Genomic DNA, 19946 nt, shown 5'->3' on the forward strand with positions numbered 1-19946 from the left:
CGCTGCTGGTCAAGGTGGGACCGCATCCTCGAAGGTAAGTAAGGATTACTTACCTTACGCCGCGAGCGGCGGGCCGAGCAAGGTCCGCCGCAACCGGCGGGCCGAGCAAGGTCCGCGTTCCGGACGGCCGCACCGATCGATCCGCCCCGGTACGGGTGCGTGGTGGTGTCGGTGATCGAGGCGCCGCGGCGTTCAGCGGGTGGAAGCCGTCCCGCCGTGCTCGACGCAGGTTGCCGACCAACCCCCGGGCAGCACCTGCACCTTCATCCGGCGCCGGCAGTGCGGGCAGTAGCGCGGCGGCTCCAGCGTCCGGGCCACCCGGCAGGCGTCGTGACCCCCGCCGGTGGCGGCTTCACCGCACCTGTCGCACCAGTTGTCGGAAGTCACCGGGTCACCGGGTCACAGCGTGGCCGAGAGCGCCTTGACCGGCATCTTCAGCTCGTCCAGCAGTGCCAGGTCCTCGTCGGCCGGACGGCCCAACGTGGTCAGGTAGTTGCCGACGATCACCGCGTTGATCCCGCCGAGCAGGCCGTCCCGGGTACCGAGGTCGCCGAGGGTGATCTCCCGGCCGCCCGCGTACCGCAGGATGGTGCGCGGCATGGCCAGCCGGAACGCGGCGATGGCCCGCAGCGCGTCGCGTGGCGCGACCACCGGCTGCTCGCCCAGCGGGGTACCCGGCCGGGGGTTGAGGAAGTTCAGCGGCACCTCGTGCGGATCCAGCTCGGCCAGCTGCCCGGCGAACTCGGCGCGCTGCTCGACCGTCTCGCCCAGCCCGAGGATGCCGCCGCAGCAGACCTCCATGCCGGAGGCGCGGACCATCCGCAGCGTCTCCCAGCGCTCCTCCCAGCTGTGCGTGCTGACCACGTTCGGGAAGAAGGAGCGGCAGGTCTCCAGGTTGTGGTTGTACCGGTGCACACCCATGGCGACCAGCTCGTCGACCTGGGCCTGGGTCAGCATCCCGAGCGAGGCGGCCACCTGGATGTCCACCTCGGCCCGGATCGCCGCGACACCCTCGCGCATCTGCCTCATCAGCCGCTCGTCCGGGCCCCGGACGGCGGCGACGATGCAGAACTCGGTGGCCCCGGTGGCGGCGGTCTGCCTCGCCGCCTCGACCAGGGACGGGATGTCCAACCAGACCGACCGGACCGGCGAGGCGAACAGCCCGGACTGCGAGCAGAAGTGGCAGTCCTCCGGGCAGCCGCCGGTCTTCAGCGACACGATCCCCTCGACCTCGACCTCCGGGCCGCACCAGCGCATCCGCACCTCGTGGGCGAGCTGGAGCGCCGCCGAGAGGTGCTCGTCGGGCAGCCGCAGCACGGCGAGCACGCCGGCCTCGTCGAGACCGACACCGCCGTCGAGTACCTGGGTACGGGCCCGGTCGAGGATTTCTGGCATGGGTCGTACCCTACAAGCGCACCGTCGGTCGATGTGGGCCACCCGGCCGGGCCGCCCGGACACCCCGGGCCCGGCCGACCGGCCGCGCGACCGGCGGATCGGCCGCCGGTTCTCCCGGCCCGGCGAGCCGCCGCCGGACCGCTCCGGGTGGTATTTTCGCCGGTCGGGGGTGTTTCGCCGGTCGAGGGCTGTGGTGCGGGGCGGCGCCGCGGACCGGCCGACCCGGGGCGGATGCGCGCCGAGGGTGCCCCGGGCCGGAAGCCGTGCGGCCTGCGGCGATCGGGTTTCCGACAGCGCCCGGGGGCGGACGCTGACCAGTGTGGGGAGTGGCGGTGCCAAGCTGGCTGGACGGGCTGGACCGGCGGGCGCGGCTGCGCGCCAAGGCCGGGCTCACCCGGCGGCTGCGGCCGAGAAGCAGCACCGAGGACCTGGTCGACCTCGCCGGCAACGACTACCTGGGGCTCGCCCGGCATCCGGCGGTGGTCGCCGCCGCGGCCGACGCGCTGGCCGGGTACGGGCTGGGCGCCACCGGCTCCCGGCTGGTACGCGGCTCCACCGAGGCCCACCACGCGCTGGAGTCCTGTCTGGCCGACTGGCTCGGCACCGGGCGGGCCCTGGTCTACTCCTCCGGCTACCTCGCCAACCTCGGGGCGGTACGCGCCCTGGTGCAGCCCCGCACCCTGCTGGTCTCCGACGCGCACAACCACGCCTCGCTGATCGACGGCTGCAAGCTCTCCGGCGCCGAGACCCGGGTCACCCCACACCTGGACGTCCCCGCCGTCTCGGCCGCGCTGGCCGGTGCGCCGGGCCGGCCGGCGGTGGTGGTCACCGAGTCGGTCTTCTCGGTCGACGGCGACCTCGCCCCGCTCGCCGAACTGCACGCCGTGGCCCGCCGGTACGGCGCCCTGCTGCTTGTCGACGACGCGCACGCCCTCGGCGTACTCGGGCCGGCCGGTGCGGGCGCGGTGGCCCACGCCGAACTGGCCGGCGAGCCGGACGTGGTGGTCACCGCGACGCTCTCCAAGGCGCTCGGCGGTGCCGGCGGGGTGGTGGCCGGGCCGGCCGAACTCGTCCGGCACCTGATCGACACCGGGCGGACCTTCATCTACGACACCGCCCCGCCCCCGGCGGTGGTGGCCGGGGTGCTCGCCGCAGCCGGGCTGGCCCGCTCCGGCGACGCGCTCCGGGCCGAGCTGGCCGACCGGGCCGGCACGGTGACCCGCCGGCTCGGCGCGGCCGGGTTGGAGGTCTCCGCACCGGCCGCCGGGGTGGTCTCGGTGACCGCGCCCGGCCCGGAGACCGCGGTGGCCTGGGCGGCCGACTGCCGTGACCGGGGAGTCGCGGTCGGCTGCTTCCGGCCGCCGTCGACCCCGGACAACCGCTCGCGGCTGCGGCTGACCATCAACGTCGGCGTCGACCGGGCCGACTTCGACCGGGCCATCGAGGTGATCGTGGAGTGTGCGCCGTGACCAGGACCGCCAGGCGTGTCGTGAGCGGGACCGCGACCGGAGACGCGTCGTGACCGGCCTGGCGTGGCGGGGGCCGATCCTGGTCACCGGCACCGACACCGACGTGGGCAAGACGGTGGTCACCGCTGCCGTCACCGCCGCCGCCCAGGCCGCCGGCCTGCGGGTCGCGGTCATCAAACCCGGACAGACCGGTACGGCGACCGGCGCGGAATCCGACGTCGACACCGTGAACCGGCTCGCCGCGCCGATGACCGCACGCACCCTGGTCAGCTACCCCGATCCGCTGGCACCGCTGGCGGCGGCCCGGGTCGCCCAGGCCGAGCCGCTGGAGCTGTACGCGGTCGCCGACGAGATCAGGGCCGACGCGGAAAAACACGACCTGGTACTCGTCGAGGGCGCCGGCGGGCTGCTGGTCCCGATGGGGCTGCGCCCGTCCGGCGAGGCGTGGACCCTGGCCGACCTGGCGGTGTCGATCGGCGCCCCGGCGGTGGTGGTCACCCGGGCCGGGCTCGGCACGCTGAACCACACCGCGCTCACCCTGGAGGCGCTGGACCGGCGGGCGGTGCCCTGCGGTGTGGTGCTCGGCGCCTGGCCGGCCGAGCCCGAGCTGGTGCACTGGGCCAACCTGCGGGACCTGGTCCCCAACATGGTCGGCGCGCTGCCGGACGGGGCGGGCACTCTCGAACCCGGGGTGTTCCGCCGCTCCGCCCCGGGCTGGCTCACCCCGGCGCTCTACGGCGTACTCGACGACTGGCGGGCCTGGGCCGAAGACGTCAGTTGACGGTCCGACCGTCGCGCCGGCATCCCGGCACCTCGCGCCAGCGTCCCGGCCACCGACCCGGCAGCAGCTCGCCACCATCGCGCCAGCACCCGGCACCGCACGGGCGGTTGCTTACTTTCGGCGGTAACCGGCGGGTGCCGGGGCTTGTAGCCTGGCCGGGTGATGGCCGGGCTCCGCGACGTACGGCTCCGGCGCCGCCCGCGCCGGCGTGACCTGCTGCTCGACCTGACCCTCTGGGGCGTCATCTCGGCCCCGGTGACGTTGGCGCTGCTCACCCCGCCGCACGGGCCCTGGTATCCCGCCCGGCTGGTCGGGTCGCTGCTGGTCACCGGGCTGGCGGTGCTGGCCAGCCGGCGGGCGCCGCTGCTCGGCCTCGTCCTGGTGGTGCTGCCGACCGCCTGGGACGGCAACTTCATGTTCGCCATTCCCGTGCTGAGCTATCTCGTCGGGCTGCGTGAGCGTCGCTCCGGCCCGGCCACCGCCGTCTTCGCCGGGATCGGCCTCGGTGGCACGGTGATCAACCTCGGCCTGCTCGGTACCGCCGCCGAGGTGTGGTTCCTGCTGGCCAGCACGCTGCTGTTCGGCGGGGTCCTGCCCTGGCTGGTCGGTCGTTACCACCGGCAGCACCGGGCGCTGGTGCTGGCCGGCTGGGAGCAGGCCGACCTGCTGGAGCGGGAGCAGCGCAGCGCCGCCGAACGGATCCGGCTGCGCGAGCGGGCCCGGATCGCCCAGGACATGCACGACTCGCTCGGCCACGACCTGAGCCTGATCGCGCTGCGCGCCGGTGCCCTGGAGATGGCGGCCGACCTCGACGAGCGGCACCGACGGGCCGCCGGTGAGCTGCGGACCAGCGTGGCGTCGGCCACCGACCGGCTCCGCCAGGTCATCGGCGTACTGCGCGAAGACGGCGAGCCGGCGCCGACCCGACCGGCGGGGGAGCGGGTCGAGGACCTGGTCGAGCGGGCCCGGGCCGCCGGGATGGCGGTACGCCTGCTGGTCCAGGAGGACGGCACGCCCGGTGCACCGGATGCCGGCGTACCGCCGATGGTGCGCCAGGCGGTCTGCTCGGTGGTGCAGGAGGGGCTCACCAACGCCACCCGGCACGCGCCCGGGGCAGCGGTGACGGTGAGGGTGCGCCGCACCGCCGACCGGATCTCGGTGCGGGTCGGCAACGGCCGGCCGGCCGGGCCGCTGCCCGGGATCCGGGGCGCCGGCTCCGGCCTGGTCGGGCTCGGCGAGCGGGTACGCCTAGCCGGCGGCACCCTGCGGGCCGGCCCGGACGGCACCGGCTTCGAGGTGTACGCCGAACTGCCGGCCGCCCCCCGCCCGGTCAGCGGCCCGGCCGCACCGGCCCGGACGGCGGACCCGGAGCGACCGGCCGGGACGGCGGACCCGGAGTGGGGGGCACCGGCGGAGGCGACCGTGCCGCCGTACGGGCCGCCCGGGGTGGCCACCGCGCACCGGCTGCGTTCGGCCCGGCAGCGGGTCCGGCGCAGCCTGCTGGCCGCGGTCACCGTCCCGGTGGCGATCGGCGCCCTGCTGGTACTCGCCTACTACCCGATCGCGACGTTCGGGACGGTGCTCGACTCCGACCGGTACGCGCAGCTCCGGGTCGGCCAGGACCGGGCCGAGCTGCGCGACCTGCTGCCGGACCGGCAGGTCGACGCGCCGCCCGACGCCGGCAGGTCGGTGCCGAGCGGCGCCACCTGCGAGTTCTACTCCGACGGGGCCTTCCCGTCCCGCGAGGCGGTCTACCAGGTCTGTTTCCTGCACGGGCGGCTGGTGCTCAAGGACCACCTCGGCGACTGACCCGGCCGAGCCAGACCGACAGTTATCGAGAGGAGTGCCGTGATCCCCGTCCTGCTGGCCGACGACGAGGCGATGATCCGGGCCGGGGTCCGGGCGATCCTCGCCGCCGACCCGGAGATCGAGGTGGTGGCCGAGGCCGCCGACGGGCGCGACGCGGTCGAACTGGTCCGGGCCCACCGGCCCCGGGTGGCGCTGCTGGACATCCGGATGCCCCGACTCGACGGGCTGGCCGCCGGGGTGGAGATCCGCCGGCTGGTACCGGAGACCGGGGTGGTCATGCTGACCACGTTCGGCGAGGACGACTACATCGCCCGGGCACTCGGTGAGGGGATGAGCGGCTTCCTGCTCAAGTCCGGCGACCCCCGGGAGCTGATCGCCGGGGTGCGGGCCGTGGCGGACGGTGCGGCGTACCTGTCGCCGGAGGTGGCGCGCCGGGTGATCGAGCTCGGCGGCGGGCTGCTGGCCCGGGCACCGGCCGCCCGGGAGCGGATCGAGGGGCTCACCGAGCGGGAACGGGAGGTGCTGGCGCTTGTCGGTGCCGGGCTCTCCAACGCCGAGATCGGCCAGCGGCTGTTCCTGGTCGAGGGAACGGTGAAAAGCTATCTGAGCAGCATCTTCACCCGGCTCGGGGTACGCAACCGGGTGCAGGCGGCGATCATCGCGTACGAGGCGGGCCTGCCGGACTGAGCCGTCCGGGGCGGGGCGCTCCCGGTGAGCGCCCCGCCCCGGTTCAGGCGTCCCGGCGACGCAGCACGACGAGCCCGGCGAGCAGGGCCGCGACCGCCCAACAGACGACGATCACCAGCCCGACGGCCGGCGGATAGGCATCGGTCTCGCCGCGCAGGAAGTGCAGGCCGGCGCTGCCGGGCAGCGCGTCGGCGATCGCGTTCAGGGCTCCGATGTCGGGCAGCCGCAGCGTGGTCGGCACGATCGCGAGCAGCAGGAAGACCGTGACGAGGGTGCCTACCGCGCTGCGCAGCGCGGCGCCGAGTCCGAGGGTGCAGAGGCTGATCAGCGCCAGGTACCCGGCCAGCCCGAGGCTGTCCCGCACGGTCCCGCCCAGGTCGAACCGGCCCCACTCGCCGAGCACCGGAGCGGCGACGGCGGCACCGAGCCCGCCGAGCAGGACGCCGATGCCGAAGGTGACCCCGGCGACCACCGTGCTCTTGGCGAGCAGCAGCCGGGCCCGGGACGGGATCCACTGCAGGGTGGTCCGGATCGTGCCGGTGCCGTACTCGCTGGTGATGGCGAGCAGGGCGAGTGCGATCACCGCGAACTGGGTCAGCTCGACGGCGTCGACGGCGATCCGGCCGACCGCGAGTACGCCCCGGTCGTTGGTCGGATCGTCGTCGGTGTTGCCGTTCGCCACGTAGATCGCGAGTTGCCCGGCCGTGGCGGCCATCAGCAGCATGCTTGCGAGCAGGCACCACCAGATGGACCGCACCGACCAGAGTTTCGTCCACTCGCTGGCGATCGCGCCCGGAAGTCCACCGCCGGTCGGCGGGTGGCCGGTGGTCTGCCGGCCGGTCTGCGGAAGGGTACCGCTGCTCATCGTGCCTCTTCCCGATCCTGTGCCCCGGACCGGACGCCGGCGGTGCGCGAGGCACCGTCGGGGTGGCCGAGGTCGCCGTTGGCGGGTGCCGGGGCGGCGAACTGCACGTCGCCGCCGGTGAGTTCGAGGTAGGCCTGTTCGAGGGAGGCCGCCTCGGCGCTCAGCCCGTGCAGCCGTACCCGGAGTTCGTGGGCCAGGTCACCGACCTGGGCGACGCTGCTCCCGGTGACCACCAGCTCGTCGTTGCCGACCCGCTCGACCCTGGCGTGCCGGCCGAGCAGCCCGTCCCGGAGCCGGGCCAGGGCGCCGGGCTCGGGGCTGACCACCCGGACCGTGGCCCGCGAACTGCCCGCGATCACCTCGGCGACGGGCGCGTCGGCGAGCAGCCGTCCCCGGCCGATCACCACGAGCTGGTCGGCGGTGAGTTGTACCTCGCTCATCAGGTGGCTGGAGACGAAGACCGTCCGCCCGTGCCCGGCGAGCGACCGCATCAGTTCGCGGATCCAGCGCACCCCGTCCGGGTCCAGCCCGTTCACCGGCTCGTCGAAGATCAGCACCCCCGGGTCACCGAGCAGCGCTCCGGCGATGCCCAGCCGCTGGCTCATGCCCAGCGAGAGGGTGCCGGTCCGCTTTCCGGCCACCTCGGTCAGGCCGACGCTGCCGAGAACCTCGTCGACCCGGCGTACCGGGATGCCGTTGCTCCGGGCCATCGCGGTCAGGTGGGCCCGGGCGGTCCGGCCGGGATGCACCGCCCGGGCGTCGAGCAGTGCGCCGACCTCCCGCAACGGGTGCCGGAAGCTCCGGTACGACCGGCCGCCGATCAGCGCGCTACCCGAGTCGGGGCGGTCCAGGCCGAGGATCATCCGGATCGTGGTGGACTTGCCGGCGCCGTTCGGCCCGAGGAAGCCGGTGACCCGGCCTGGCATGATCGACAGCGAGAGCCGGTCGACCGCCGTGGTCGCGCCGAAGCGCTTGGTCAGTTCGGTTAACGTGATCATGGATCCTTCCGGTGCTCGCAGCAGTTCCGCAGCGAGGCTAGGAATCCGGACGGCGGTCACACAGCGGACGATGGATGGCCGGCGGGGTCGACTTTCGTCGGGAATGCCGGCTGGTGCTCCGGGCCAGCCGGCGACGTAGGCTGGGTGCCGTCCGGGCAGCCGTCGGCGCTGGAGGTCTTCGTCATGCAGCACGTCGAGGCGGGTTCCTCGATGCCGGAAACGGGCCGCGCCGTCGGCGCCGTGCGGTGGTACCCGCAGGTGCTCACCCTGGCCGTCGTGATCGTGCTGGTGGACCAGGTCACCAAATACCTGGCGGTGGCCGCACTCTCCGACGGCGGTGTCGTACCGGTCCTCGGCGACCTGCTCAGCCTGCGGTTGCTCTACAACCCGGGGGCGGCGTTCTCGATCGGCACCGGCGTCACCTGGGTCTTCACGATCATCGCCGCCGTCGCGGTGCTGGCGATCACCCGGGCCGCCTGGAAGGTCCGCAACCGGGCCTGGGCGATCGCCCTCGGCCTGGTGCTCGGCGGCGCCACCACCCACCTGCTGGACCGGCTGTTCCGGGAGCCCGGGTTCGCCCGGGGACACGTGGTCGACTTCATCGACTACGCCGGCTTCTTCGTCGGGAACGTCGCCGACATCAGCCTGGTGCTGGGCGGCGTGCTCATCGTGCTGCTGTACCTGCGCGGGATCGACATCGACGGCCGGCGCGACCGGACCTGACCGGCCGGAACCGTCAGCGGCCGGAACCGCCAGCGGCCGGGATCGTCAGCGGCCGGGATCGTCAGCGGCCGGGATCGTCAGCGGCCGGGACCGTCAGCGGACGGTCGGTCCGGGCCGTCGCGGCGGACCTCACCCGGCCTGCCTGGCCGGCGCGTCACGACAAGTGCGTCCGGCATCCGGAACGACAGGTTGTCCGGGCACCAGGGTGCGCGCAGCACTGTCACGTCGGCCAGCAGCGCAGCCGTCTCGGCCACCACCACCGCAGCCTCCAGCCGGGAGAGCTGCGCGCCGACGCATCGGTGTGCGCCGGCCCCGAACGCCAGGTGCCGGCGGGAGCCGCGCTGCCCCGGCAGGAACCGCTCCGGGGCGGCCACCACCGCCGGGTCCCGGCCGGCGCGGGCCAGCCAGAGCACCAGGCTGCTTCCCGCCGGTACGGCGGTGCCGGCCAGCTCGGTGTCCCGGGCGGCCACCCGACGCCAGGTGACGATCGGCGGGTCCAGCCGCAGCCCCTCCTCGACCACGTCCGCCACCTCGACCGTGCCGGCGCGCAGGCCGGCGAGCACCTCCGGGGTGCCGGTGAGCCGGTGCAGCAGCAGGGTGAGGAACTGCGAGGTGGTCTCCTGCCCGGCGACCAGCAGGAAGAACAGCGCCCCGATCACCACGTCCGGCGGGTGCCCGGCGGAACGCAGCTCACCGGCCAGCCCGGCGCCGGTGGCGGCGAACTCCCGCAGTACGGCGTGGAACCGACCCACCACCTCGGCGAGTACCCGCTGCCGGTCCGGGTCGACCGGGGCCCAGAACAGTTCCAGGGCGGCCCGGGTGAACTCCTTGACCACCTCGGCGGGTGCCTCCGGCAGCTCCACCAGCCGGGCCAGCACCAGCAGCGGCAGGTCGGCGGCGAGTTCCGCGTACAGGTCGACGGGATGCCCGGCGTCGAGGGTGCCGCGCAGCCGGCCGACCCGCTCCCGCACGACGGTGGTCAGCCACGGCCGTTGGGCGGCGACCCGGTGCGGATGCAGCGCCCCGGCCACGGTGCCCCGGATCTGCGGATGGCTCGGCCCACCGTTGTTGGCAAGCGTCGCCGGCAGCCGGAAGCCGTGCCGGGCGAGGATCCGCAGCGCGCCGACCGGGATCGGGGTCATCGCGTCCAGCGCGTTGTCCGGGCGGAACGTCTCCGGGTCGGCGAGTACCCGGCGCACCAACTCGTGCCGGGTCACCACCAGATGCTCGACGCCGAGGTGGTCCGGCACGGCGACCAGGTCCGGCCAGCTTCGCTCGACCGGCTCCTGCCAGCTACGGAACAGCACCCGACCACGCTAACCAGTGCTGTCCCGCCGGCCGGTGCCGCCGGTCGCCGGGGTGACCTTCGTCAGCTCCCGGACCCGCTCGTCAGCGCCCGGACCCGCTCAGTTCCCAGACCCGGCTGTGCTTCACGCTGACGCTCTCCAGGGCGACGGTGACCGGGATGTCGTATCCGGCCAGCGGCCGGAACCGCTCCCGTGGCAGGTACGCCCGCTCCGGGTCGCCGACCAGCACCCGGGCGCCGGCCCGGCTGGCCCGGAGCAGGAACCGCAGCATCCGGTTCGCCATCGCCTGGCTGTAGAAGACGTCGCCGGCCAGTACCACCTCGGCGTTCCCGGCGTCGCCGTCCAGTACGTCGCCGACTTCGCCGGCCACCGCCACCCCGTTGGCCTCGGCGTTCACCCCTACGGCGGCCACCGCCATCCGGTCGACGTCGACGGCTCGCACGGCTGCGGCACCGGCTCGGGCGGCGGCGATCGCCACCAGCCCCGAACCGCAGGCGAGGTCCAGCACCCGCCGCCCGGCGACCGTCTCCGGGTGGTCGAGCAGATAGCGGGCCAGCGCCTGACCGCCGGCCCAGGCGAAGGCCCAGAACGGTGGCGGCTGCTCGCTGCGGAACTCGCCCTCGGTCAGCTCCCACAGGCCGATCGGTTCGGCCGCCTGGTGCAGCCGGATCTCCGGCACCGCCGACACGGGGGTCAGTTGGGCGTACGTTCGGACGAACTCGGCAGGGCTCTCGGACACAACCGCCGATTGTGCCGGTTCCCGACCGGCTCGGCAGCGCCGGCCCGGTCCCGATACCCGCGCTCGGGCGTGTCGCGACGGGTTCGTAACTGGTTCAGTACACCGCGTCAAAAGTGCCCTTTTCATTACTGGATGGTGCTGATACGCCAGTCTTCCGTCCGGTCAACCGGCCCCATACCGTTGATCAGGTCGGGATCGGCGCGAATGGGGTGGTGGTGACGGTGCGGCGGCTCGCGATCCGGCTCGGGTTCACGGTGGTCTGTGCCACGACGGGTTGGGTCCTGCTGCCGGTGCCGTCGGCCGAGGCGGCGCCCGGCTTCGAGACCTCGCTGACCCGGCTACCCGGACGGTTCGTCGCCGGCGCCGGCGCCGAGACGATCACCGCGGTGATCTCCACCAGCCGGGACGACGGCTGCCGCAAGGTCCGCTGGTCGCTGGTGCTGCGGGCGGACGGCCTGCGGCTCGACCAGGTCGGGATCGACCGGATCGAGCAGAACGGCGTCGTCGGAATGGAGGTCCGGGGTGCGAACGGCGGAGCCCGGCTCACCGACCGGGAACTGGACCCCGGCACGCTGTGCCGGAACCGCACGGTCACCGCGCAGTACCGGCTGGCTGTCGACGCGGCGGTGACGGACGGGCGGATCGAGTTGACGGTCGAGGCGTTCGACGCCCAGTCCCGGCTGCTCGACCGGGCCAGCGCCACCCGCGAGGTGGTCAGCGGGCGCAGCGGCGGGCCGGCGTCCCGGCGCCGTGCGCCGACCCCGTCCGAGCAGGCCCGACCCACCCCCACCGAGGCGGTGCGCCCGACCGAACCGGTCGACGGCGACGCACCGGTGCTCGCGGAGGGAGCGGATGGCTCCACCGGGGCGGCCGACGGCGGCTCGGGTGGAGGCGAGCCGGCCGCTGCCGCCGGCCGGGGCGGTGCCGGGCTGACCCAGCTCGGCTTCGGCTTCGGTGCCCTGCTGCTCTTCCTCGGCGCCGGCCTGCTGCTCCGGCTGCACTTCCGCAACCGTTTGCCGGAGCCGGCGACGGCGTCGGCGTCGCCGTCGCGGCGGAGCCGGCCGGCGGTCCGGCGGGGCGACCCCGAGGCGGTACGCCGCCGGGACAGCGCCGCCCGCCACTACTCCGACTGGTGACCCCGGTACGTCGAGGCCCCGCCGGACTGAACTGATCGACCAGCCGGAAGGACCGGGTCTGCTCGTCGAGGGTCGGCGCGTCCGAGCTCAGGGTGTTGAGCACCCCGTTCCGCAAGGCCGCGAGCTTCTCCTGTGCATGGGTGGCCTGCGCGGCCCGGCTCGTCGCGATGAACGCGTCAGCAAACCCATCGTCTTGGGCATGTCGAGGTCGAGGCTGCTGGCTCCGGATAGGCCTGACGTCGGCGCCGGTCGCCAACGCGCTTGTGGGTCTCGGCGTGGATCCTGACAGCAGCCCGTCGACCGAGCTCGTGCTGTGGTGCGAAGACTCCGGCGCGTTCTACCGCCAGGCCATGACGGCAGGCGCGACGAGCGTCGTGGCCCCGATGGACTCGCCGGACGGACGGCTCCACTATGCATGGGTCCGCGATCCCGACGGCCACCAGGTCAAGTTCGTACAGAAGCGCTGAGCTCACGTCGGGATCCGGGCGCGCGGCTCGGCGGGGGATAGTCCGGTCCGGGGCAAGGAAGCGTCGGGTACCGACACGGGACAGGTCCCGTTCGGGTAACGGTTCGGCGCGACCGCTGCGTTCCCCGACGTTCTCGCAGGCCCGGTCGCTCCTCGTCGCGGTGACCCCGCTTGACAAGCGACCGGCGTCACACCTAGCGTCCGGTGCTGTTGGATCGTTTCATTGCCGTATCGATCGTCTCGTTGCCGTACCGCACGACCCGCCACCGTCAACTACCGCCCCGCGACCCGGCAGGCGTCGAGCCAGGACGCGCCGCTGCCCGCCCAGGCATCCCTGCGCCCGCTCGGGCAAGCGGTTTCCTGCTCCGACGTCCGCAGCACCGCACCGCCGGTCGCCCTTGGAAGGAGAATGTCCATGGTGCACATCCGACGGGCCCGCCGAGCCGGAAGGGCGGCAGCTCTCGCCGCGACGGCCCTGCTGGTCCTGCCGATCGCCGCCTGTGGCGGGAACGACGCCTCGGACGGCCCGGTCACCCTCGACTTCACCTGGTGGGGCAACGAGGACCGGGCCGAGGTGACCGAGCAGGCCATCGACCTGTTCGAGAAGAAGTACCCGAACATCAAGGTGAACACCTCGTTCGGCGCCTTCGACGCGTACTTCCAGAAGCTCTCCACCCAGATCGCCGGTGGCGACGCACCCGACGTGGTCCAGATGGACCGTGCCTACCTGCGGGAGTACGCCGACCGGAACGCGCTGCGCGACCTCACCGAGTACATCGAGGACGGCACCCTGAAGGTCGGTGACATCACCCCGACGCTGCTGCCGGCCGGCAAGGTCGGCGACGAGACCTACGCGGTGCCGATCGCGCAGAACACCCAGGGTGTCGTCTACGACCCGGCGCTCTGGCAGCGGGCCGGCGTGCCGGCGCCGAGCCCCGAGTGGAGCTGGGCCGACCTCCAGACGGCCGGGCAGAAGCTCAACGAGTCCAGCGGCGGCAAGGTCGCCGGCTTTGGCGACTTCGGCTTCGCCATCGACTGGTTCGACATCTGGCTGCGCCAGCGGGACAAAGCCATCTACACCGACGACGGCAAGCTCGGCTTCACCGAGGCGGAACTGACCCAGTTCTGGACGATGACCGGCCAGATGCGGGCCGCCGGTGCGTTGGCCCCGCCGGCGCTCACCACCCAGCTCGACGGCTCGGTGCAGAACTCCTCGCTGATCAAGAAGGGCGTCACCGCCGAGGTCAACTACGACTCCGGCTTCACCGGCATGGTCAGCGCGTACGGCGCGCCGCTGGCTCTCGCGCCGATGCCGAGCGACACCCCGAAGCGGGGGATGATCGCGGCGATGTCGATGGCCTACAGCGTGGCCCAGCGTAGCGAGCACCCGAAGGAGGCGACGATGCTCGTCGACTTCCTGGTCAACGACGTCGAGGCCGGCAAGGTGCTGGCGGTCTCCCGGGGCATGCCGGCCAACGCCAAGGTGCGGGACGCGATCGCACCCAGCCTGTCCCCGAACGACAAGCTGGTCTACGAGTTCGAGCAGTCGGTCGTCGACAAGCTGCTGCCGACCCCGCCGCCGCAGCCCAAGGGTGGCGGCGCGGTGAAGGCCGAGTTCCAGCGGATCTACGACGAGGTCATCTTCGGCCGGATCCCGGCTGCCGAGGGCGCGAAGCGGGTCATCGACGAGGCCAAGAGCCAGCTCGGCTGAGCGTCGGTAACAGGCTGTCCTCGGTCGGTCGCGGCCACACCGGACGGTCGGTCCTGCGGTCGGGGCCGACCGACCTGCCCACCGACGGCCCCCTGCCCGACGGCGGCGAGCTGCCCGACGACGGCCGAACTGCCGACGGCGGTGCCCGGACCAGCCGCTTCCTGGTCCGGGCACCGCCGTCACTGTGCGGTTACGGCTCAGAGCAGGCCGTCAGTGAGCAGGTCGGTGGTGCCGCCCAGGTCGGCGGTGCCGCCGACCAGCCCGGTCACGCTGCCCACGGTGCTCTCGACGGCGCCGGTGACGCCGACCGTCCCGGTCACGTCGGTCACGCCGCCGACGGTGTCGGTCACGCCGTCCAGGCCGACGGTGCCGAGCGTGCCGTCGACGGTCCCGGTGACCCCGCTGACCGTGCCGGTGACGCTGCCCACGGTGCCGTCCAGGTCGGCGACGTTGCCCAGGTCGGTCACGTTGCCGAGATCCGCCACGTTGCCCAGGTCGGTGATGGTGCCCAGGTCGGCCAGGTCGGTGACGTTGGTCAGGTCCGTCACGCTGCCCAGGTCGCCGGTCCCGACCAGGCCGGTGGTGCCCGCGACCGTGGAGGTCACGGTGGTGGCGGCGAAGTCGGCGGTGCCGAGCACACCGTCGACGGTGTCGACGCCGCCCGCGGTGCCGAGCACCGCCGAGTCGAGGCTGTCGGCCAGGTCGTGCACACCGGACAGGTCCACGCTCAGGCCGTTGTCCAGGCCCAGCACCGGCAGGGTGGAGCTGACGCCGACCTCGACGCCGTTCGGGTCCACGCTGACGGCACCCAGGCCGGCCAGGTCGACGTCGACGTCGGTGCTGTAGACACCGGCGGTGAACTGGTTGGCGACGGTCTGCACCTGGCCGACGACGCTGGTCGGGCTGAGGCTGACCGAGCCGAGGCCGAGGCTCTCCACCGCGCCGAGGTCGGTCAGCCCGGCCAGCGGTACGGAGTCGACGACCAGCGGGATGACGTCCGCGACGTCGCCGGGAACCACGTCACAGAGCCCGACGCTCTCCAGCGTGCCGGTCGGGTCGAGTTCGTACGCCGCGCGCAGGTCCACGTCGGTCATCAGGCTGACCACGAACTCGTGCAGGGTCTGGGTCGTTTCCACGGCCGGAGCCGACTCGGTGGCGGGGGCCGGGGCGGGGGCCGGAGCCGGGGCGGGGGTCTCCACGGTCGGTGCCGATTCCACGGTGACGATCTCCTCAGAGTTGGGCGGGATGATCTGGGCATGTCGTTCCAGATCTGGCGTCGACCGTACGGGCCTGCCGACGTACCGGACATCGGGGACGACACCCCGTTCTCGCCCCAACCGGGTGGGTGTGGAAACCCCTGCCGGGTTAGGGGCATAGGGGGTGCCGGCGGGTGCCGGCCCGGGGTCGCGGCTCCGCTCCGGGGCTGGACCGGGCATGTGCCCGGTCCAGCCGGCCGGCCAGTACGCCGAGTTCGTCGGCTAGTTCGGCCGGTTCGAGGACGGTGAACTCGGGGCCGAGCAGGGCGAGATGCAGGGCCAGGAAGCCGAGCGAGTCCGCCCCGGTGCGCAGCAGGCAGCTCTCCCGGTCCACCGCCTCGACCAGCCCGGCGGTCGGCGGAACCAGCCCGGCGACCACCGGGGCCGGGGCGTGCACCAGGACCCGGGCACGGAACCGGTACGGTGCCGCCCCGACCGATTCCGCGACGAAGGTCGCCGCATCGGGCGGATCGACCGGGGTGAACCGCGGTCCGGCCGGTCCGATCGTGCCGATCCGGTCCACCCGGAACGTCCGCCAGCCGTTCCGGTCGGTGTCCCGGGCGACCAGATACCAGCGGCGGCCGGTGTGCACCAGCCGGTGCGGCTCGACCCGGCGCTGGCCCGCCGTGCCGTCCCGGCCGGTGTACCCGAAGCCGAGCCGCTCCTGGTTCTGGCACGCCTCGGCGAGCACGGTCAGCAGGTCGGGGTCGACTGTGGGTTCGGTGCCGGCCAGCCCGACGGTGCTGCGCCGCAGCGCGGCGGTGCGCCGGCGCAGCCGGGCCGGCAGGATCCGCTCCAGCTTGACCAACGCGCGCAGCGAGGTCTCGGCGATCCCGGTCACGCTCTGGCTGGCCGCGGTACGCAGGCTCAGCACCACCGCCACCGCCTCGTCGTCGTCGAGCAGCAGCGGTGGCAGCGTCGAGCCCGCGCCGAGCCGGTAGCCGCCGGCGACACCGGGGGTGGCCCGGACCGGGTAGCCGAGGTCGCGCAGCCGGACCATGTCCCGGCGCAGGGTACGCACCGTCACGCCCAGCCGTTGCGCCAGCTCCGGGCCGGTCCACTCCGTCCGGGTCGGCAGGATGGCGAGCAGCCGCAGCAGCCGTGCCGAAGTTTCCAGCATGTCGGCGAGTCTGCCAGCAAACCAGGACCGATCCTGTCCGCAATCGGGGCTAGCCTGCCAGCCATGGACATCGACTGGACCGGACAACTCGTCGACCAGCTGGACTGGCACTGGCAACACCAGTTGCGCCCCCGGCTCGACGGGCTGACCGACGACGAATACCACTGGGAGCCGGCCGGCGGCGGCTGGGGCGTACGACCGCGCGGCGAGGTCGAGCCGGCCAGCGCGCACGGCGCCGGCCGGTACGTCATCGAGTACGCGATGCCCGCGCCGGTGCCGCCACCGGTCACCACGATCGCCTGGCGGCTGGGACACCTGGTGGTCGGAGTGTTCGGGCAGCGCAGCGCGGCGCACTTCGGGGCACCGCCGGTCGACTACGACAGCTTCGAGTTCGCCGGCACCGCCGGTGCGGCGCTGCGCCAGCTCGACACGGCGTACGTGACCTGGCGGGACGGCGTACGCGGGCTCGGTGCGGCGGGGCTGGCCCGGCCGTGCGGCCCGGCCGAGGGGCCGTACGCCGGGTACCCGCTGGCCGCCCTGGTGCTGCACGTCAACCGCGAGACCATCCACCATGGCGCCGAGATCAGCCTGCTCCGTGACCTCTACCGGGCCGGAAGGTGACGGCGATGACGTACGAGTTCCAGGTGACCCAGGACAGCGCCGACCCGCACGCCCTCGCCGACTGGTGGGCCGAGACGCTCGGCTGGCAGGTGGAGCCCTCCGACGAGGCGTTCATCCGCCGGATGGTCGACGAGGGGCACGCGACCGAGGACGACACCCACCGGCACCGGGGGATCCTGGTCTGGAAGGCGGGGGCGGCGATCCGGCATCCGGAGGGTACGGGGCGGGCGCCCCGGGTGCTGTTCCAGCTCGTGCCGGAGCCGAAGACGGTGAAGAACCGGATGCATCTCGACGTCCGCACCGGGTCCGCCGACCTCACCCCGGTGGTCGAGGCGCTGGTGGCCCGGGGTGCGACGTTCCTGCACCACGGCCGGCAGGGCCCGCACGGCTGGGCGACCCTCGCCGACCCGGAGGGCAACGAGTTCTGCGTCTCCCGCTGAGACGTCCCCGCGTCGCCCCGGGCGGAACGACCAGGGGGTGGTGATCAGGAGGGAGTGGTGATCAGGACGGCGGGGCGACGAGCAGGCGGAGCGGCGGTCAGGGCGAGGTCGACGCGACGATCCGGTCGAGGGCGGTGTGCAGCCGGGGCGCGAGCGTCGCGGCGTAGGTGGCGGTGAGGTGCTGGTTGTCCCGGTAGACGAGTACCCCGCCGATGACCGGGGCGCAGCGTGCGGCCGGGCAGACCGCCCCGGTCAGGTCGATCAGGCCGACCTCGGGGAGGTCGTCCAGCGCCGCGAGCTGCGCCTCCCCGGCGCTGGCCGACAACGCGGGCCGCCGTTGCGGTGCGCACCGGGTCAACCTGTCCGGGTTGGCCGACACGCACCTCGGGTTGTCGGCCGGGAGCATCGGGGTGTCCCGGAGCACCACCGTGAGCACCCGGGCCGAGGCCAGCTCGGACCAGGTCCGGCGCATGGCCCTGACCAGTGCGTCGTGGGCGGACTTACCGGTCAGGGCCCGGTCGTCGACCCATGGCCGGTACCGGGAACTGGTGGTGAGCAGCAGCTGCGGCCGTTCCGGCCCGGTGAGGGCGGCGTGCACGTTGTGGTACCACCCGGCACAGGCGCTCCGCTGCGCCTCGGTCCTGGTCGACACCTCCAGCCGGAGGAAGGGACAGCTCGCCTTCAGGTAGGTGACCAGCCGCCAGCGTTTCGCCACCGCGACCGCCTGGAGCGCCGGTACCCAGTTGGCCGCGTGGGTGTCCCCGACCAGCGCGACGGTGAACGAGGAGGTCCGGTCGCCGTACAGGCAGGCCCGGGCCTCGGCGCTGGTCGCCGGGGGGAAGCAGCCGTGCGGGTACACGTCGGGCAGGTCCGCTCGGGCCTCGGCCGGCTTCGGGTCGACCGACGGTACCCGGTCGACCGGCAGGCCCGCCCGGCTGGTCGCCGGCGAGCGGCCCAGTGCGGCGGCACCCGAGGAGGCCGACGGCGCCGGTGCGGGCAGCGCCACCCCGGACGCCCCGGGCGGCGGGGCCGGCTGGACGGGTGGCCAGACGGTGAGCTGGAACAGCAGCCCGGCGACCACGCCGACGGCCGGCAGCAGCGTGCCGATCCGCAGCACCTGCCCCGGCGGCCAGTGGTTCGGTACGCCGGTCCGGGCCGGGATCTCGACGTACCGGTGGGTCAGGACGGCGAGCAGTACCGCCCCGCCGAGTACCCCGACCTCGGCCACCGGACGCAGCTCGCCGAACCGGGCGTGCGCGGCGACCAGCAGCGGCCAGTACCAGAGGTAGAGCGGATGGCTGACCGCGCCGGCCGCGCGCAGCGGCGCGGCTCCGAGCAGCCGGCCCAGCGTGCCCGGCCGTACCGTTGCCGACCGTACCGTTGCCGACCGTACCGTTGCCGGCCTGCCGTCCGGGCCGCTGCCGCCGGTGGCGGCCGGGCGGCCGGTAGCGCCGCTGGCGATTATCGCGGCCGTGCCGAGCACGGGGAGCAGGGCGAGGAAGCCGGGGAACTCCGACCCGGGCCGCAGGATGAGGACGGCGGTCACGACGGCGGCCAGTCCGGCCCAGCCGAGCGGGGCGCCGAGCCAGCGGGGCAGTCCGGCGAGCCGCGCTCCGAGCAGGGCGAGCGCGGCACCGACGGCCGGCTCCCAGAACCGGGTGGTGGTGACCAGGAAGGCGCGTCCCGGCTCGGCGGTGGTGTACCAGACCGACCAGGCGAACGAGCCGCCCCCGAGCAGGCCGGCGACGAGCAGTAGCGGACCACTGCCCAGCGGCCGTCGGCGGCGTATCGCCAGCGCTGTCACGCCGGCCACCAGCAGCGCCCAGACCAGCACGAACTGCGCGGCGACCCCGACCGCCCAGAGGTGGGCCAGCAGACTGCTGTCCGCGTCCGGGACCATCGCCTGGGCGTCCTGCGCGGCGAGTCGCCAGTTCAGCAGCTGGCCGGCACCGACCAGCACGTCCCAGCCGGCCGCCGACCAGCGGTCCCGGGGTAGGCAGGCGAGCGCCAGCGGCAGCGACGCGGCGAGGACCAGGGTGCCGGCCGGCAGTGCGTGCCGGACCCGCCGGGCGAGGAAGCCGACCAGGTCGACCCGGCCGATCCGCCGCCGGTCGCCGAGTAGCGCGGCGGTGACCAGGAAACCGGAGACCACGAGGAAGACGTCGACGCCGACGAAGCCACCCGGGACGATGCCGATGCCGGTGGCACCGAGCAGCAGGGAACCGACCGCCAGGGCGCGCAGTCCGGTGAGGTCCGCCCGCTGCCCGGACGGTCGGACGGCAGCCGTCCCGGAGGTTGGCCGTGGCCGCGTCTTCATCTCTCTACCTCCGGCCGATCGTCCGTCCAGTTAGCCCCTTCTTAACAGATAAAGACCGAAATAGACGTGCTTTGTCCTTCATGAAGGTCCTTCGAGCTTCTCCAGG

Annotated in this window: 19 protein-coding genes; 10 read left to right on the top strand and 9 right to left on the bottom strand. The window is 73.8% G+C overall.

Annotated elements, in window-relative coordinates; genetic code table 11:
- Positions 1 to 192: 192 nt before the first annotated feature.
- Complete coding sequence (locus ACN28A_RS24900; RefSeq protein WP_421398606.1) at positions 193 to 387, bottom strand: hypothetical protein; 195 nt, start codon at positions 385 to 387, stop codon at positions 193 to 195.
- Between the two features lie 12 nt (positions 388 to 399).
- Complete coding sequence (bioB, locus tag ACN28A_RS24905; RefSeq protein ID WP_421398607.1) at positions 400 to 1395, bottom strand: biotin synthase BioB; 996 nt, start codon at positions 1393 to 1395, stop codon at positions 400 to 402.
- Between the two features lie 332 nt (positions 1396 to 1727).
- On the opposite strand from bioB, the gene ACN28A_RS24910 reads away from it, so the two are divergent.
- The 4 genes from ACN28A_RS24910 (at position 1728) to ACN28A_RS24925 (ending at position 6141) form a co-directional block, all read left to right on the top strand.
- Entirely contained in the window at positions 1728 to 2864 is a 1137-nt protein-coding gene (locus tag ACN28A_RS24910) for an 8-amino-7-oxononanoate synthase (RefSeq protein WP_421398609.1), read from the top strand.
- Between the two features lie 76 nt (positions 2865 to 2940).
- Positions 2941 to 3645 carry a dethiobiotin synthase gene (bioD, locus tag ACN28A_RS24915; RefSeq protein WP_421404640.1) on the top strand — a complete coding sequence of 235 codons (705 nt, stop codon included), beginning with the start codon at positions 2941 to 2943 and terminating at the stop codon, positions 3643 to 3645.
- 162 nt (positions 3646 to 3807) lie between these two features.
- Positions 3808 to 5454, top strand: coding sequence for a histidine kinase (locus ACN28A_RS24920; RefSeq protein WP_421404642.1), 1647 nt, complete (start codon positions 3808 to 3810; stop codon positions 5452 to 5454).
- Between the two features lie 39 nt (positions 5455 to 5493).
- Complete coding sequence (locus tag ACN28A_RS24925) at positions 5494 to 6141, top strand: response regulator (RefSeq protein ID WP_421398612.1); 648 nt, start codon at positions 5494 to 5496, stop codon at positions 6139 to 6141.
- Positions 6142 to 6184: 43 nt separating this feature from the next.
- Here the strand turns inward: ACN28A_RS24925 and ACN28A_RS24930 are convergent, their stop codons facing one another.
- Positions 6185 to 7006 (bottom strand): ABC transporter permease, encoded by an 822-nt coding sequence (locus ACN28A_RS24930; protein WP_421398614.1) that lies wholly within the window; start codon positions 7004 to 7006, stop codon positions 6185 to 6187.
- Complete coding sequence (locus ACN28A_RS24935; RefSeq protein WP_421398616.1) at positions 7003 to 8004, bottom strand: ABC transporter ATP-binding protein; 1002 nt, start codon at positions 8002 to 8004, stop codon at positions 7003 to 7005. The genes ACN28A_RS24930 and ACN28A_RS24935 overlap by 4 nt, the downstream gene beginning before the upstream one ends.
- Before the next feature lie 144 nt (positions 8005 to 8148).
- On the opposite strand from ACN28A_RS24935, the gene ACN28A_RS24940 reads away from it, so the two are divergent.
- The gene (locus tag ACN28A_RS24940) at positions 8149 to 8727 is read left to right on the top strand and encodes a signal peptidase II (protein WP_421398619.1); all 579 of its coding nucleotides are present in this window, start codon (positions 8149 to 8151) and stop codon (positions 8725 to 8727) included.
- 77 nt (positions 8728 to 8804) lie between these two features.
- Here ACN28A_RS24940 and ACN28A_RS24945 read toward each other — a convergent pair whose 3' ends face one another.
- Together ACN28A_RS24945 and ACN28A_RS24950 are read right to left on the bottom strand one after the other, a co-directional pair.
- Positions 8805 to 10034: a cytochrome P450 gene (locus ACN28A_RS24945; protein WP_421398621.1), complete on the bottom strand. Its 1230-nt coding sequence runs from the start codon at positions 10032 to 10034 to the stop codon at positions 8805 to 8807.
- 82 nt (positions 10035 to 10116) lie between these two features.
- Complete coding sequence (locus tag ACN28A_RS24950; protein ID WP_421398624.1) at positions 10117 to 10773, bottom strand: class I SAM-dependent methyltransferase; 657 nt, start codon at positions 10771 to 10773, stop codon at positions 10117 to 10119.
- 221 nt (positions 10774 to 10994) lie between these two features.
- On the opposite strand from ACN28A_RS24950, the gene ACN28A_RS24955 reads away from it, so the two are divergent.
- From ACN28A_RS24955 to ACN28A_RS24965, 3 genes are all read left to right on the top strand, one after another.
- Positions 10995 to 11909, top strand: coding sequence for a hypothetical protein (locus tag ACN28A_RS24955; protein ID WP_421398626.1), 915 nt, complete (start codon positions 10995 to 10997; stop codon positions 11907 to 11909).
- A gap of 275 nt (positions 11910 to 12184) precedes the next feature.
- A complete protein-coding gene (locus ACN28A_RS24960) occupies positions 12185 to 12376 on the top strand; it encodes a VOC family protein (protein ID WP_421398628.1) in 192 nt (63 codons plus the stop codon).
- Between the two features lie 414 nt (positions 12377 to 12790).
- Positions 12791 to 14086, top strand: coding sequence for an ABC transporter substrate-binding protein (locus ACN28A_RS24965; protein ID WP_421398630.1), 1296 nt, complete (start codon positions 12791 to 12793; stop codon positions 14084 to 14086).
- Between the two features lie 197 nt (positions 14087 to 14283).
- On the opposite strand, the gene ACN28A_RS24970 is transcribed toward ACN28A_RS24965, so the two are convergent.
- Positions 14284 to 15222, bottom strand: coding sequence for an IniB N-terminal domain-containing protein (locus ACN28A_RS24970; RefSeq protein WP_421398633.1), 939 nt, complete (start codon positions 15220 to 15222; stop codon positions 14284 to 14286).
- A 229-nt stretch (positions 15223 to 15451) separates the two neighbouring features.
- Positions 15452 to 16462, bottom strand: a complete 1011-nt coding sequence (locus tag ACN28A_RS24975) for a helix-turn-helix transcriptional regulator (RefSeq protein WP_421398636.1) — start codon at positions 16460 to 16462, stop codon at positions 15452 to 15454.
- Between the two features lie 63 nt (positions 16463 to 16525).
- Between ACN28A_RS24975 and ACN28A_RS24980 the strand changes: the two genes are divergently transcribed.
- Positions 16526 to 17083: a DinB family protein gene (locus tag ACN28A_RS24980; RefSeq protein WP_421398639.1), complete on the top strand. Its 558-nt coding sequence runs from the start codon at positions 16526 to 16528 to the stop codon at positions 17081 to 17083.
- Positions 17084 to 17088: 5 nt separating this feature from the next.
- On the top strand, positions 17089 to 17523 hold the full coding sequence (locus tag ACN28A_RS24985; RefSeq protein ID WP_421398641.1) for a VOC family protein: 435 nt from the start codon (positions 17089 to 17091) through the stop codon (positions 17521 to 17523).
- A gap of 97 nt (positions 17524 to 17620) precedes the next feature.
- Here the strand turns inward: ACN28A_RS24985 and ACN28A_RS24990 are convergent, their stop codons facing one another.
- A complete protein-coding gene (locus ACN28A_RS24990; RefSeq protein ID WP_421398643.1) occupies positions 17621 to 19840 on the bottom strand; it encodes an acyltransferase family protein in 2220 nt (739 codons plus the stop codon).
- Between the last annotated feature and the right edge of the window lie 106 nt (positions 19841 to 19946).

The organism is Plantactinospora sp. WMMB782, from assembly GCF_049179135.1.
GTDB lineage: Bacteria > Actinomycetota > Actinomycetes > Mycobacteriales > Micromonosporaceae > Plantactinospora.